At 72.7% G+C, this 14,975-nt stretch carries 10 protein-coding genes; all 10 read right to left on the bottom strand.

Annotation, left to right across the window (positions count from 1 at the left end):
• Positions 1-3 precede the first annotated feature (3 nt).
• A complete protein-coding gene (locus WMF27_RS10595; RefSeq protein WP_437768981.1) occupies positions 4-300 on the bottom strand; it encodes a hypothetical protein in 297 nt (98 codons plus the stop codon).
• An 8-nt stretch (positions 301-308) separates the two neighbouring features.
• Positions 309-941: a hypothetical protein gene (locus tag WMF27_RS10590; protein ID WP_437768982.1), complete on the bottom strand. Its 633-nt coding sequence runs from the start codon at positions 939-941 to the stop codon at positions 309-311.
• Positions 942-1,044: 103 nt separating this feature from the next.
• On the bottom strand, positions 1,045-2,202 hold the full coding sequence (locus WMF27_RS10585; protein ID WP_437768983.1) for a hypothetical protein: 1,158 nt from the start codon (positions 2,200-2,202) through the stop codon (positions 1,045-1,047).
• 82 nt (positions 2,203-2,284) lie between these two features.
• Positions 2,285-9,532, bottom strand: a complete 7,248-nt coding sequence (locus tag WMF27_RS10580; RefSeq protein WP_437768984.1) for an eCIS core domain-containing protein — start codon at positions 9,530-9,532, stop codon at positions 2,285-2,287.
• Positions 9,529-9,789 (bottom strand): hypothetical protein, encoded by a 261-nt coding sequence (locus WMF27_RS10575; RefSeq protein ID WP_437944126.1) that lies wholly within the window; start codon positions 9,787-9,789, stop codon positions 9,529-9,531. The genes WMF27_RS10580 and WMF27_RS10575 overlap by 4 nt, the downstream gene beginning before the upstream one ends.
• Positions 9,777-11,687: an ATP-binding protein gene (locus tag WMF27_RS10570; RefSeq protein ID WP_437944125.1), complete on the bottom strand. Its 1,911-nt coding sequence runs from the start codon at positions 11,685-11,687 to the stop codon at positions 9,777-9,779. The genes WMF27_RS10575 and WMF27_RS10570 overlap by 13 nt, the downstream gene beginning before the upstream one ends.
• The gene (locus tag WMF27_RS10565) at positions 11,684-12,898 is read right to left on the bottom strand and encodes a DUF4255 domain-containing protein (RefSeq protein ID WP_437768987.1); all 1,215 of its coding nucleotides are present in this window, start codon (positions 12,896-12,898) and stop codon (positions 11,684-11,686) included. The genes WMF27_RS10570 and WMF27_RS10565 overlap by 4 nt, the downstream gene beginning before the upstream one ends.
• A complete protein-coding gene (locus tag WMF27_RS10560) occupies positions 12,895-13,731 on the bottom strand; it encodes a hypothetical protein (protein ID WP_437768988.1) in 837 nt (278 codons plus the stop codon). Before WMF27_RS10560 ends, WMF27_RS10565 begins: the two co-directional genes overlap by 4 nt.
• Complete coding sequence (locus WMF27_RS10555; protein ID WP_437768989.1) at positions 13,728-14,453, bottom strand: phage baseplate protein; 726 nt, start codon at positions 14,451-14,453, stop codon at positions 13,728-13,730. The genes WMF27_RS10560 and WMF27_RS10555 overlap by 4 nt, the downstream gene beginning before the upstream one ends.
• Positions 14,446-14,967, bottom strand: a complete 522-nt coding sequence (locus WMF27_RS10550; protein ID WP_437769871.1) for a phage tail protein — start codon at positions 14,965-14,967, stop codon at positions 14,446-14,448. The genes WMF27_RS10555 and WMF27_RS10550 overlap by 8 nt, the downstream gene beginning before the upstream one ends.
• Positions 14,968-14,975 lie beyond the last annotated feature (8 nt).

Raw genomic sequence — 14,975 nt, 5'->3', positions numbered from 1 at the left:
CCTTTACGGTCGCGGCACGGGCACGCGCAGGTGCGCGCCCGGCTCGGCGGTGAGCGTGGCGGGATCGAGGGCCTCGTTGGCGTCGGCGACCCGCCACCACGCCTCGGCGGAGCCCAGCGTCCGGGCGGCGATGAGGTCGAGGCGCTCGCCGCCCTGCACCCTCACCTCGGCGAGGATCTCGAACGCGTCGACCGGCGCGAGGAACCTGCGCGGGAGATAGCGGATCTCGCGCCCCGTGGCGTCGACCCAGAGGAGCGGGGCCTGGCTGGCAGCGGCGTAACGGCTGGTGGGATCGACCATGGGTTACCTCACGAGGCGCTGAGCGCGCTGGCTGTGCTCGTCACCGAGGCGAGGCCGGCCATGACCTCCTTCGCGACCTGGTGGGCGAGGAACAGGGCGTGCCCCGGGTGCATGGGACCGAGATCGTCGGTGGAAAGCACGCGCAGCCCCAGCGACACGCGCGCGCGAATCGGGTTGAGCTGAGGATCGTGCGCCTCCTCGACAATGGAGAACTGCTTGACGCTGACCGGGAGCACGCGCTTCGGCCCCCAGATGAACAGAATGAGCGGCCCCTGCGGCGGCACGACCTCGATGCTGCCGAACGCCGCGAGCACCGTGTTGGCGATGATGCGCGCCGAGGGCGGGTACACGAGCTTCTCCAGCGCCGCGAGCTGCGGGTGGATGCCGAGCGATACGGCGAGCGGGTCCTGCGTCTCCAGGCCGTCGGTCGCGTCGAGCTCGACCTCGACGTTGATGGTCTCGACCGGCGCGCCCGTGTAGCTCGTGGCCGCGGGCCCGCCGTCCGCGCCGCGCGCCTCGAGCTGGCGCGTGAGCGTGTGCGGGTTGTACTGGAAGAGCACGACCGTCGGCTGCCCGCCGAGCGGATCGATGGCCACGAGCGCCCCTTTCAACGTGCGTGGCGTGCCGGGGAAAGCGGACACGGAAGCTCCTCCGGGGACGGAGTAGACCATGGACAGAGGGGCGGGGTAAAGGGCGGCGTCTCCGGCGGCGGCCGAGGTGCGTGGAGCGCGAAAGGGAGCAGCGTCAGCTCCCTGGGGCGCTCCCGAGCCATTGATGCAATCGCTCGCGGGTCTGCTCCGCTAGGCCGTCCTCATCGATCCGTACCGCCAGCCCGGCAGGACGCGGCACCGCTAGCAAGCTCTCCAGGTCATCGTCTTGGAAGTCGTTGCCAGCCAGGTCGATCTCCTGGAGCCGACCGAACATCGAGCTTTCGGCGAGATGCCGCAGACCTCGCCCAGTAAGACCGGTTGTGGCCAGGCCGAGAGAACGGAGCGCGGGAAGCAGGGCCGGATCGAGCAGCTCCGGCAAGGTCTGCTCGATCCCCTCGATGCCTGACAGTCTCAGGGACTGGAGCCCCGCCGGTCGGCCAGCACGAAGCAGATCATGGACGTCGCTGCCCGTGACGAGGTTGGGACCGAGGTCGAGGTGCGTCAATCCCTCGATGAACCCGTCGTCCGCGAGAAACCGCATCTGCTCGAGAGAAGCCTCGTTGCCGCCGATGCCCAACACACGCAAGCCACCGGGGACGGCCAGTCGGTGAACCGCCGGGGAGAGAGCCGAGGAAAGGCCATTCATGCCGAGCTCCAGGCTCCATAGGTCCTGCGATCCATGGCCCCGTGGCAAGAACGGCCGAGACGCAGGGCCGAGCTCAAGCCTGAGAAGATTCAATCGATGCATTCGATCGATCACGCCGGCTTGGAGGCTGTGCACGAATGCTTGTCTGGCCCTCCTCGGCGGGTGCGCCGCGGAGAGGTCGAGCCCGCGCAGCTCGGCCAGGAACCGGAGCGTCAGGGTCAAGTCCGCAGGTTCCCCGAGGTTGAGCATCCGGAAATCGCAGTCCGGGTGCATCGCTTTGGACCACCCGCAGTCAGGGGACAGGCCGAGGACCTCGGGTGCGCCCGCGACGAGGCAGCGGACCAGGTTCGCGGGACGCCCGCGCAGACCGGACCGGCAGCCCAGTGTCCACCAGATGCCGCCAGGATCCCAGGGATCGAGGCTGCGCGCCACGCGCAGGCGGGCAGGCCAGACGGCGAGCGGCTCCTGCAGCCCGCGCACGACCGCTGGGACCGATCGAGCAGGCAACCCAGCGAGCCAGTTGCCGATCTCACCCCAAGCTCGCTCGCTGAGCGACGCGATGGCGGCCGCGTCGGGGGTCGGTGTCAAGCGGGTCGATGTGCGCATGCTGCTTCGCCTGTGTCTTGGGGTACATGGTCCATCGCGACCACGTGGTCGGGTGAGTCCTTACCGCAGGGAGGCCTGTCATCTAGGTCTCGGGGTACATGGTCAAAATGTACCAGCCCCCGGAGTTCGCGGCCTGCGTGGCCTTGACGACGACGAGGACCCGCCCCGAGAGCGTGTACGGCTCCGTCAACGGGCGCATCCGGGCGGACGCGCCCGAAGCCGCTCGATCTGCTTCAAAGAGCGGACGGCGGCCCACAGCAGGGGTGGCTCTACGGGGACCGTAAGTCACATAAGTCGGCATGTCCTGATCTTGATGGGGAGCCGCGCGGCGGCGGCGATATGCGACGACGTCTCCGCGGGGTACGTGGATGTGGAACCGATTCGGTTCGTAGGAGGATGCGAACCGATCGCGCAGGTATCGCACCCACGCACCGTTCATGTAGTTCCTGGCACGCTGGGCAGCTCGATTCGCGGCCGCTCGATCCCGGAACCCGGACGCCACGCGCCCTCCGTCGAGGCCGGCGCCCCGGAAAGGGCCCGGTCCGGCGGTGGCCGGGGGCGGCGCTCGCCCCGGGACCACCTCAAACGCCGCGCGCAGCGCGATATCCCGTTCGTCCTGCACGCCGAAGCCGTCGCCCAGCACGTGGTTCGCGATGGTGTGGCCGCCCGACCGCTCGTCCAGATCGAGGTCGGCGCTCCGCGGATGTGTCGCGTTGTTGGCATCACAGATCAGACCAACCACGTTCTCGTTCGATGTTTCCGTCGTCGCGTCCAAGATGCGCTGGCGGAGCCATCGACTGCGTTGATTGACCATGTTGGTCCGGAGCGCCCCGGACTTGAAACGTGGCATCGCGGTGGAGTCGGTTTTGTAGGAATCGTCCCAGTGGTAGGATTCGGGCGGATAGCTATGCGTCCTCAGGGCACCCTCCCACCGCATACGCTTGGCCCCTGGAGACGTACGTACGCGCCATGGCGGCGGGGGAGCGACTCTGAAATACGATGGGCGAACCTGTTGGGGCGACAGGGAGGCAGATGCGGTCAACGAGGGCGTGTGGTTCCATGTCATCAGCTCCCAAGGGCCAAACTCGCTAGGGGAAAGATGGGTGACGGCAGGGTGGTGCAGATCGTAGGTGGCGAAGGTGTTGGACTCACCCGGGGCCTCGACGGTGAACGTTCCTCCCAGCGTGTTCGGCTCGATCTTGTAATGATATCGTAGCGCATGATGCCTGTTGTCAGGGTCGAACCTCGCCTCCTGGACGTCGAGGCTCATCCCCTGAAGAAGGGCTGGCCGAGGCGCCCTTTCAAGACGTGACAGGAGCGGTGTCAGGGAGCGGTGCAACGCGCGCAGCGACTGGTCCCGGCCGTGGAATTGACGCGCCTCTTGATCCGCCTCGCGCTCCAGATGATCCACCGCGCGCCGGTGCCGCCGCGTCTGATCCGGCGCCGCGGAGTACCACGGTTGCCGCCGCTCGTTGCGGCCGAACCACGCGCGGCCCCGGCTGACGGTCGCGCGCCTTCCGCGCCGGCGGCCGCTCACACGGAGCGTCCACATATGGGTTCCAAGATGCCGCGTCGCCACTCGGATGGAGATCCCGCGCGCGGCGGAACGCGCGGCGCTGCGCGCGGTCCGCAAGATCTGGGTGCGAGGCACGACGCGCGTACGTGCCAGCCCGGTCACCGCACGCCACGCAGCCGTGGCAGCCAGACGTACGCGAACCGCGATCCCGCCGCGATCACGACGCCTGCGGCGCCGTCCTCTTCGACCGCGGCCACGCCCTCGACCTCTTCCACGGCCGCGCCCTCGACCTCTCCCGCGCCCTCGACCTCTCCCGCGGCCGCGCCCTGCACCGCGTCCGCGACCGCGTCCTGCACCGCGTCCGCGTCCCGCGCCTGTACGCCGCGGCCCCGTCCCTCGACGCGGCCCTGTTCCCCTGCGCGGCCCCGTCCCTCGACGCGGCCCCGTTCCCCTGCGCGGTCCGGCGCCCCTTCGCGGCCCCGCCCCTCTTCGCGGCCCCGTCCCCCTTCTCGGCGCTCCCGCTCTACGCGGTCCTCCGGGCCGCGGCCCACGCGGCCGCGGTGTGGGCGCGCGCGGCCGCGGCGTGGGCACGTGCGGCCGGGGCGCGTGCGGGCCGCGGCCGAGGAAGCGGCGCAGGGTGCGCTGCATCCATTGAACCACGTTGTCGAGCCACCCCATCACGCGTGAGAGCAACCCCTGCGCCGAGCGGCGAAGCCGGTTGATCATCTCGAACAACGGCTGTACCGCGCGCCGCAATCGAGACACCACGCTCGCAAGGCGCGCCACGCCGCGGCTTCCCTGAAGGATCGCCTTCGCCGCCGTGACGGCCGTGCTGCCGCCGCCCGTGAAGATGGCCAGCACGACCTCCACGATGACCATGCCGGCGATCGTGCCCATGGCCTCGCCGATCTGGTACGCGGCGCCGCGCGCGTTGAGCGCATCGAGGAGCGACCGCGCAGCGCTCTGCGCGAGCGAGCGCACGAGGCCGCGCGACGCCGCACGTATACCGTCGAGCAGACCGCGCACGTCCTCGCGCGTGAAGCCCTCGGTCGCGAGCTGGCGGAAGAACTCCCCGACCGATGGGAGATCGGGCGCCGCGGGCGCTTCCTCACCTGGTCCCTCCGCGCCGGTCTCCCCTTCCCCGCCGGTCGCCCCCTCGGCGCCTTCCTCCCGCTCGCCGGAGGTCTCGCCGTCGCTCTCCTCTTCTTCGGACGCGGGTTCGCCGGGGATCTCCTCCGGAGGTGCGGCCGCGGCCGCGTCAACCGTGGCGGGGAGCTGTCCTGCGACCGACGCCGGCGGCGCGAGGCGCTCCCCAGGTGACCGCGCCGCGCCAAGAGGCGGCGTCGCGACGCGGCCGCCGGCCGCTGCGGCCGCGGGCCTCCCCGGCGGCGTGCGGACCTGGGGCGGCGCCTCGGACGCGCCGGTCGCCGCGCCCTCGTCGGCCTCGTCGCCGCCCAGCTCGCCACCTTCCTCCTCGCCGGCTTCGGCCTCGTCGACGTCCTCGCTCTCGTCGTCCTCGTCCTGGCCGTCCTGTTCGCTCTCCTCTTCCTCGTCGGTGCTCGGACCGACCGCCCCCTCCGCTTCCTCGGCCCGCTCTGCGGGGCTCTCGGGCTCTGCGCGGGCACGCGCCGCCTCCTCGGCCGTGGCCGAGGGCGCGGCGGGCTGCGGCGTCGCCTCGGCGGATCGCTCCGGGCCCGCACCGCCGGCGCCCGCCCCTCCAGCTGCAGCGCCGTCCGCAGGCAACGAGTCTTCCTGCCGCGCTGGCTCGCCCGGCGTTCGCTCCTCGGCCGCGCGCAGACCCGGTGGATCGCGCGCGCGGCGCAGCGCGGTCCCGCCCTCGTCGATGGCCTCTTCGGGGCCCTCGCCCCCGCCCTCCGGAGCGGACTCCTCACCGGCCGCGCCGCCGGGGCTCACCCCGTCCTCTTCGGTCGTGCCGGTGGCGAGACCCACCGCCCACTGGACCAGGCGGACCGGCAGCATGACGAGCCACGCGACCGCTTGAACGAGGAAGACGATCGTGCCGCCCGTGCTCTCCCACACGCCCTTGAGCAGGCCTACCGCGAAGCCGGCGGCGAGCTCCGCGTTGCCCGCGAAGATGCTGGCGAACAGGTCGATCGCGCGCACCTTCTGCTCGTCGGGCGAGGCGCGGATGGTCTCCAGGAACGAGAGCGCACCGTTGTACACGGCCGCCAGGAGAAAATCGGCCGGCTCGGGCAAGAAGCGCAGCAGTCGTATGCAGACGTCGAGGAAGAAGTTGAGGAGCGGCGCCTTGAAGCACTGCGGGACGATGTAGAGCCACACCGCGCCCGCGAAGAACGTGATGAACGAGAGCGGCGGCGCCGCCAGCGCCATGACGATGCCGACGGCGATGTCCGCGAGCGTGCGGAGCCAGCTCAGGAGATCGCCGACGGCGTCCGCGATCTTGCGCCAGAAGAAGACCGCGCAGTCGGCGAGCAGGCGCAGGCCAGCCACGATGGGCGCGAAGACCGCCTGCACGACCCCCACGAGGGCGTCGAGCAGGGCAATACCCGCTTCCCACGACAAAAGGCTCTCCAGCGCGCCGAGCACGCCGTCGGCGAACGCCGCGGCGACATCGACGACCCGGCGCAGGACGCCGCTCACCGCCTGCAATACGCCCTGGAGCGCGCCGATCACGGTGTTGCGGAAGAACTCCGCAGCGGTCGCGAGCGCGGACGCAATGCCGTCGCCGATGCGGCCGACGAAGTCGGTGAGCGCGCGCCACGCCTCCGGGAGGCGGCCGAAGAAATCGATGATCGCGCCGATGGGGCTGTTCTCGCGGAGCCAGCGCCACGCAGTGCGAATGCCATCAACGAGCGGCCGGACGGCCTCGACCACGCTGTCCCACACGCTCTGGATGCCGTTCCGGAGCGCGGTGAGCGGATCGATGTTCGGGTCGATGCCGAGGAACTCCGCGACGTGCCGCCACACGGTCCGGCCCACGTCACCGAGCACCTCCATCACGCTGCCGGCCGCGCTCTCGACGGCCTGCCAGGCGCGGTAGATGGGCTGGGCGAACCGCTGGAGGAAGCCAAGGAAGCTCTCGACCGAGCTCACCTGCTCCTCGGCCGCCTGATCGCGGCTCTGCTGCAGGCGCGACTGGATCGAGCGCGCGGCCGGGCTCGCGAGCAGGCCGTCGAACCAGCCGAGCGCCCGCTGGAGCAAGGCCTCGAACGCCGCGCAGGATCGCTCCTCGGCCGCCTCGGCGCCCTCCTCGCTGCACACGTTCTGCTCGTGCAGGTCCTGGAGCCACTGGGTGAGGCTCCCGATGCCGGTGCTCTCGACCGCGGACTCCAGCCATGTGTTCACGCGATCGGCCGCCCGCTCTGCGAGCCCGTCCAGCCCTTCGTCGACCAGATCCGCGAGGCTTGGAAAGACGCGCCTCAGGATCGCCATGAGAGGGCCGCTCTCGAGGGCCTCGTCGAGGAAGTCGACGGCGCCGAGCAGGCCCTGCTCCAGCGCGTCGAGCGAGCGATCGATACGCTCCTCGAGCCCGTCGATGTGCGTGTCGATCGAGCGGTGCAGGTCCTCCGCGGTCTGATCGACGCGAGCCTGCACGTCATCGAGGAAGCGGTGCGCGTCGTCGCGCCACTCGCGCGCGATCTCGCCGAGCTCGCCTGGAAGGTTGTCCGCGATCACGTCGAGCGCGCGCCTCGTGGTCTGGATCGTGGCGGTGATCGCGCGGTGGCCGGCCTCGACGATCGCGTGCGCCGCCGAGCGCGCGGCCTCGAGGAAGGCGTGGACCGCGCGGCGGAGCGCGGCGATGAAATCCCGGATCCACGTCCGGAGCCGGTCGAGCTGCTGGCGGAACCAGTCGATGCCGCGCTGCCACCAGCTCCTGTCGTGCCCCTCGCGGGTCTTGTTGCTCGCGCGGTCGCGCCCCTCCCGGAAGCGGCGGCTCGCCTCGGTGCGCGCGGTGCGCATGCGCCGGCTTGCGCGCCCGTCCGCGTCGGTGCGCACGCGGCGGATGTGCGCTCCGCGCGTGCGCACGAGCGTCTCGCTCTCGGTGCGGCGGCTGCGCACGTGCCGGTCCGTCTCGTCGCGCCACCGGCCCCGCCGCGTGTCGACGCCCGAGCGCGCGTCCGCGGCTTGCCGATCGCGCTGAGCGCACGCCCGCGCGCACATCTGCTCGACGGTGCGCTCGCTCTGGTGCACGTGCCCGTCGACCTGCCGGCGCGTATCGGCCTGCATCTCGGTCGTGGCGCGGAACTGCTGCATGTCCTCGTCGCGCGCGACGAGCACCTGATCGAGCGGCATCTGGCCGGCGTTCGCGTCGGTCGCGACCCGATCGAGCCGCTCGCGGGGCAGCCCCTCTTCGAGCCGCACGTCGGGGATCTGGAGCTGCTCCAGCTGGCTGTCGTGGCCCACGGTGGGATCGCTCGCCGGAGCGAGCCGCCCTTCGCCGAAGTCTTCTCTGGTGCGATCCCGGGCGGTCGCTTCGCTGGCGCGGACCTCGCCGTCGAGCTCGCGCTGCCGCGCGTCGATCTGACCGGGATCCGCGTCCCCGGTGAGGGAGACCTGCGGTGTCTCCGGCGCCTCCGGCGCCTCTTCGGCCGCGACGCTCCGCTCGATCTCGCGCACCTCGCGGGCCTGCTCCGCCTCGGTCGAGCGCGCTCCGTCCGCGGACGGCGGCCCTCGCGCGACCTGCGCGTCCAGCTCTCGCGTCGCGTCCCGGAGGTGGCTCTCCTCGTCCACGCTCTCGGCCTCCGCGGCCGCCGCCGGCGCTTCGTTCGTGACGCGGGGTACCTCGACCGGTGGGCCGCGCGCGAACGGGTGCTGGCCCGGCTGCACGCCGCTGCGCGGGCACACGGACACCTCGTGCTCGCCCGCGGTGGCGCTCGCACCGTCCCAGGTCTCCTGTCCCGCGCGCAGGGACTCGCGTATCTCGGCCTGGCGATCCGGACCTGGCTCGAGCGCGGATTCGCGCTGCGCTCCGGGCCCTTCACGGTCCGTGGCGCCGCCTTCGCCCTCGGCCGGCTCCTGGGCCGGCGCCTGCTGGGCACCGGGCGCAGGCGGCTCACGCGCCTCGTTCTGCGGAGGCGCCTCCCTGCGGGCACGGGGGCGCCGCTGGGCCGTGCCGCCTCCGCCGCCACGCGCGGCTCCCTGCGGCTGCGCCCGAGCGCGCGGCGCTTCTCGCGCTGCCGGCGGATCGTCCACCTCGATCTCGTCCGCGCCCTCCGCGCCTTCCGCAGCTGCCTGCGGCCGGACGGGCGCTCGACCGGCCTTGCGCAGCGCCACGAAGCCGCGCCGCATATCCAGCGACGCCAGCAGATCGCTCGGGACCTCCGCGCCCTGTGCCGCGTGCGCGGCCGCAGCGTCCGCGCGCGCCTCGGCCTCGTGGCTCTCGCCGAGCACACCGGGCCACTGATCCTGCTCGAGCCCACCGCCGCCTTGCAGCGCGTGCGCGACCTCGTGCGCGACGGTCTCGAGCGGCGCGTCCGGTCCCGGCAGGAGGATCTGCTCGCCGCGCGTCGCCGCCTCGGCCCCGAGGGAGTCGAGCAGGGTCCGGGCCTCCGGGCCCGCGAACACCTGCAGGTGATCCAGATCGCGGCCGAACAGCGCGGAGAGCTCCTCGCGATGCGGCAGCGCGATCTCGGGCGCGGCCGTGACCTGCGACCAGCTCTCGGCGAGCGGGGAGACCTGCGGGACCGCGGCGCCGGGGTCGAGGTCCAGATGATCCAGCAGGCTGTCCTGCTCGGACAGCCCGCGATCGGGACCGGCCGACCGCGCTCGCGGGCCATCGCGACGTTTGTCACGCCGCGCGTCGCGCGTGTGCCTCGCCGCGTGGGTCCTCATCGCCAGCCCTCATAGAGAGCGCGGGCCACGGCGCGCCCGAGCTCCAGCGGGACCGCCGCGGCCCCGGGATCGAGGACGAGCTCCGGGACCACGGCCCGGCCCGCGAGCAGGCCCGCCGGTACCCCCTCGGTCGCGAGCAGCCGGGCGAGCTCGCCCTCGAGGCCCCGCGCCACGTCGAAGCGCCCCGCGGGGTCGAGGCCGGCGAGCTCCAGCTCGCCGATGTGCAGCTCCACCGCCTGCGGCCTCATGATAGCCACCCGCGGATCTCGGTGGGCGTGAGCGGCTGCCCCAGCTTCGTGTATTCGAGGCGTGTGGCCTCGAGCAGGTGCTGCATGCCCACGGGCCGGTCCTGGGCCGCCGCGAGGTACGCCGCGTTGCGCGCGATGTTCTTGATGTTGCCGCCGGCCACGGCGAGGCGCGCGAGCGTGCGCGGATCCACGCCGTCGATCGGCGTTTGCGGAGGGAAGATCGCTCGCCAGATCCGCTCGCGCTGGGAGACGTCCGGGAACGGGAACTCCACCACGAACTGGATCCTCCGCAGGAACGCGTCGTCGATGTTCTTGCGGAGATTGGTCGTGAGGATCGCGAGGCCCTGGTAGCTCTCCATGCGCTGGAGCAGGTAGCTTACCTCGATGTTGGCGTGCCGATCGTGGCTGTCCTTGACCTCGGTGCGCTTGCCGAAGAGCGCATCCGCCTCGTCGAACAGCAGGATCGCGCCGCCCTCCTCGGCCGCGTCGAACACGCGGCGCAGGTTCTTCTCGGTCTCCCCGATGTACTTGCTCACCACCGAGGACAGATCGATCCGGTAGAGATCCAGCTCGAGCGCGCCGGCGAGCACCTCCGCCGCCATCGTCTTGCCGGTACCGCTCGGTCCCGAGAAGATCGCCGCGGTGCCGCTGCCGCGCTCCCCCTGGCGGGAGAAGCCCCACTGGTGGAACACGCGCGCGCGGTGGCGCACCTGCGCCTCGATCGCGCGCAGGGTCCGGACCTCCTCGGGCGGGAGGATCAGCCGATCCCAGTCCGCGTCCGGCTCGATGCGCTGCGCGAGATCGTCGAGGCGCGCGCGGGAGAGCAGCCGACACGCGCGCCACACCGCGCGGCCCGGCGCCTCGCCGTCCGGGCGGTGCGCGAGGCTCGTCGCGGCCGAGGCGATGCCGTCGGGGCTCAGCTGAAAGCGCGCGGCGAGCCCCGCGATGTCGAGATCGTCCGCGCCCGCGGCGCCGTTCAGCGCCCGTTGCCAGAGGTCCTTGACCTCCTCGTGGGGCAAGCGCGGCAGCGACGCGCTGAAGACGCGACGCCCCTTCGGCCGTACGACCTCAGGCCCGCAGAGCAGGAGCGGGTCCGGCGCTCGGGTCGCGAAATCGACGGCGGCGCGGGCGTGCGCCGGATCGCCGGCGCTCGCGACGTCGAGCAGCACCAGCGCGCCGCAGAGGCGCGCGTCGCGCGCGCACGTCCAGAGCAGGTCGACGCGCTCCTCGGGCGGGTCGGGCAGCGCCCACGCCGGCAGCTCCCACAGCGCTCGGCCTTGCTCGGCCGCAACCGCGGCGAAGAGCGGCCGCGCCTCCTCGGCGCTCGCGACCACGAGCTGCACGTGCGGCGCGTCGGGACCGCGCAGGGTCTTGTCGATGGTGCTGGCCACGGCCAGGCGGGAAGGCGGGAGCGCGCAGCCTGGTGTCACGTCCCGGAGCCGCGCCTCCAGGCGTTCGTCGCGCCCCGGCGCGCCCAGCAGGAAGTGCAGCACGGGCTCAGGCAACGTGACGGAGCGCCCCGTGAACACGTCGCCCTCTCCCAGGCGCACGAGGCGGAAGCGGCAGAGCGGCCCGTTCGGCGAGAACGCGTCCCAGCGCGCGCCCGGGAGCCGAGCGATGCAGAGCGCGATCGTCAGCGCGTGGCGCGCCGGATCCCCGAGCGCGGCGCCGCAGCTCTTGCCGAGGCCCGGCACGAGCTCGACCGCAGCAGCGCACGCGATCACCGCGAGATCGAACGCGGAGAGGCGGAAGCGATCGCGCAGCGCCGCGAGCGGCGAGCCGGCCGGCGGCTCGGGCAGCGCGGGCGGAGGGCCGGTGTTGCTCGCGCGCTCGATGCACGCGCGCGCGGCGGCGAGCGAGGCCGAGAGCGAGCTGGATGGGCCGACCGCCGCCTGCGCTGGCTTCATGGCACGGTCAGCGTGGGGCCGGCGTACACGCCGGCGGTCATCGTGGGCAGGCTGTCCGCGCCGTCGATCGACACGCGCACGCGCCACGTCCCGTTCGGCAGATCGGCCACGTCGAACACGACGTCGGCGGCGTCGATCGTGAACTTGCGGCTGCTGCGCCGCTCCGGCCCCGTGGTCGATTCCAGCACGAGCTCCACGGACTGATCGGCCGAAGGGAGCGGCGTGACGGCGACCCGCACGCGCCGGTGCGAGAGCGCGACGACGGACGACGACATCGCGCCGAGCGTGGGCCGTACCATCAAGGCGAGCGGGTTCGACGCGCCGCCGGGGCGCAGCCCCGGCCCGGCCGCGCCCGGCACGTGCACCTGGTGTTCGACCACCACCGCGTGCACGCCGGGGAGCAGCCCGGTCACGGTCGACAGGCTCACGCGCAGCGCGCCGCCGTGCAGATCCGCGGCGCCGACGCCCACGCTCGCCGCGCCGATGAAGACACGCGAGACCTCGCCGAGCAGGCCGGTTCCCTCGATCACCAGCTCGTCGTTCACGCCGGCCACGGGCTGCCGGCTCGACGCCTCGTACAGACGGGTCAGCGCGGGCGTGATGGCGGGCCGCACCGCGAGCCCGGTGGTGGCCACCGGCAGCGCTGCCCTGGGCTCGACCGCCCCGTCGAGCAGGACCGCGGTGGCCTCCCACGCCATCGACAGCGCGAAGAAGCTCTGGTTGTAGAGCCCCCAGACGCGCGAGAGCTCCTCCGTGTCCAGGTTGAGCGGCGCGAGCTTGACGCGCTCGATCTGACGCCCGAGGTCGGACGAGAGCAGGTAGTGGCCCGCGCCGAGCGTGCCGAGGTACGTCGTGATCTCGTCGGGCGTCAGCACTGGCCGCGCATGCAGGTCGGCGAGCACCAGGCCCGCGAGCCGCTCCGCTTCGAAGAGCGCCGCGTCGCCGACGAACGAGAACAGGTAGCGCAGGCTGAGCGCGAGCACGGGGCGCTGGCTCGGCTCGCCGCTGGAGCGCCGCGTGGGCAGATCGAGGTTCCGCAGCGCGGGGTTCGGCGCGAGGTGGTAGAGCGACAGGTATACGCCCGGCGACGGGTCGGTCTTGGGGTGATCGGACGCGGCGTCGTAGCCGGTGAGCCCGACGCTGTTGATCAGGGCCTGCACGCGGTTCACGAGTGTCCCTGTGACCGTGGCGATGGCGAGGGAGTTGCTCATCGACGCTCTCCGCGGCGCTGCCCTGCCGTGTACGCCTCCAGGCTGAGCGCCGGGGGAGCAGGACGGGTGACCTCGGTCCGCGACGCCACGGGCGGCGCCTGCACGCGAACCACGATGCGACCGATCGAGACATGGACCGGAGGCGGCGGGGCCGCGGGCCCCGTCGGCGCAGCGGCCTCCTCTTGGAGCGCGCGCCTGCTGGGTCCGGGTGGGAGCGGCACGGGCGCCGGCCGAGGCGACGGCGCGAGCTCCGGGCGCGCACCCCGCGGCGGCGGAGCAGGCGCAGCCACGATCGGAGGCACCTTCACGGGCGCCGTGGCGCGCTCCACCACGCGCTCGGTGCGCCGCTCCGTGACGTGCTGCTCCGTCTCATGGACCTCACGGAGCCACCGCTCTTCGCGCACGATGCGCGGCTCCTCTTCACGCGCGGGCAGCAGAGGAGCGATCCCCGCCCGCTCCCGCCCGTCGTGCTCGGCGCGCACGACGTGCTGCTCGATCACGCGCTCGACCCGCGGCGCCCGCGGCTCGGAGGGCGCGGGCACCGGCGCCGGGGCGGCGGGGCTCCCGCGCAGCCGCACGTCCATCGAGCGCGGCTCCGCGGGCGCTGCCGCCACGGCCAGCTCCTCCCGGCCGGCCGAGCGCGCGGCGCGTGGGAGCGTCGGCTCGCTCGGAGGACGCTCGATCGCGATCCCCGGCGCTGCACGGCGTACCCCCTCGTCGTTCTGCACCCCGAGCCCGCCGTCCGGGAACACGTTCACGAACGGCACGCGCGGCGGCTCCACGACCGCCACGGTCTCTCGCGCGCGCCCCGCGAGCGACTCCAGGAAGTTCACGCCGCACCTGCAAGCCGGAGATAGGCCAGACGCCGCGGCCGCGACATCTCGAGGATCGCGAGCTCGGACCAGCAGTACGCGCGCGCCAGAGCGTCGACCTCGGCCAGCAGGCGCTGCGCTTCGGACTCGATCTCGCGCCAGAGGTAGGCCACCACGTCGAACACGGTCGTCCACGCCGCGCCGCACGCCGCGCACGACAGATCGAAGCGCACGTCCGCCTGGGGGTCGAGCCGCGCCATCTCGGCCGCCACGAGCTCGGCCGCCTCCGCCGGCACGGCCGCGGGGTCGCCCGCGGCGGCGTGCTCCGCGGTCACGCACCGCTCGAGCAGCGCCAGCACCGGATCCGCCGCGCAGGCGCTCGCCAGGAGGTCGCGGCTCGTGGCGGACCGCACGCGCAGGCGAAGATCCCCGAACGTCACGACCCCCTCGGCGGCGGCGGGGGCCGGCACGCGAAGCGCCGGGAGCTGGACGGGGAACTCCAGGGTCTCTTGGCAGATCGGGCAACGCACCACGCAGGGCGCGACAGGACCGAAGCTCCGTGCGCGCAGCTCCAGGAGCAGCGCATCACGCTGCCCGATGGAGAGATCGGCCATCTCGTCGCGCGCCACGCCCGGCAGGGCCAGCGCGAGCAGCGTGAGGGCCCGCTCCACGCTGCCCTGAGAGAGGCCTTCTTCCCAGGCGGCGAGCACCGCGGCCGGTCGCAGCGGCAGGAGCTCAGCCATCGGACAGCGTCGGCTCGGTCGGCTCGACCACCGAGACGTCGCGCTCCCACCCCTCGTGCTCCAGCTTGAGGGACTGGATCGCGATCGCGTTGGCGCTCGCGTCGAGCTCCGGCAATGCCTGGTACTCCGAGACCCAGCACCGGTAGACCTTGTACGCAAGCACGACCTGGCCGGCCTCGTTGTAGACCTCGATGAGGAGGTCCTTGCGGAAGTCCGCGAGCGACACCTCCGCGCCGAGGCCCGCGCCCAGACGCCAGACCTTCGCGGCCCACTGCTCGAAGGCCGGATCGTGCGTGACGCCACGCTCGAGCGTGATCGCTTCCCACTTGGTCTGCCCCGGCGACTTGTGCGCGCTCGAGGGGTCGCCTCCGCTGCGGTGCTCCACCACGTCCGTCGTGCGCTTGAGCGCGCTCACCTTGCTCACGCCCGCCACGTACCTGCCATCCCACTTCACGCGAAACTTGAAGTTCTTGTACGGGTCGAAGCGCTGCGTGTTGACCGTGAAGGCAGGCATCATCTCCT

This window comes from Sorangium sp. So ce281, from assembly GCF_051527395.1.
Lineage (GTDB): Bacteria > Myxococcota_A > Polyangia > Polyangiales > Polyangiaceae > Sorangium > Sorangium cellulosum_B.
The sequence above is the reverse complement of the archived record's forward strand: the minus strand, read 5'-3'. Positions and strand labels throughout refer to the sequence as shown.

Bases quoted from the DNA above. Each gene is read 5' to 3' on its own strand.
- WMF27_RS10595 (WP_437768981.1), bottom strand. From the start codon at position 300: ATGGTCGATCCCACCAGCCGTTACGCCGCTGCCAGCCAGGCCCCGCTC.
- WMF27_RS10585 (WP_437768983.1), bottom strand. From the start codon at position 2,202: ATGCGCACATCGACCCGCTTGACACCGACCCCCGACGCGGCCGCCATC.
- WMF27_RS10580 (WP_437768984.1), bottom strand. From the start codon at position 9,532: ATGAGGACCCACGCGGCGAGGCACACGCGCGACGCGCGGCGTGACAAA.
- WMF27_RS10570 (WP_437944125.1), bottom strand. From the start codon at position 11,687: ATGAAGCCAGCGCAGGCGGCGGTCGGCCCATCCAGCTCGCTCTCGGCC.
- WMF27_RS10565 (WP_437768987.1), bottom strand. From the start codon at position 12,898: ATGAGCAACTCCCTCGCCATCGCCACGGTCACAGGGACACTCGTGAAC.
- WMF27_RS10555 (WP_437768989.1), bottom strand. From the start codon at position 14,453: ATGGCTGAGCTCCTGCCGCTGCGACCGGCCGCGGTGCTCGCCGCCTGG.
- WMF27_RS10550 (WP_437769871.1), bottom strand. From the start codon at position 14,967: ATGCCTGCCTTCACGGTCAACACGCAGCGCTTCGACCCGTACAAGAAC.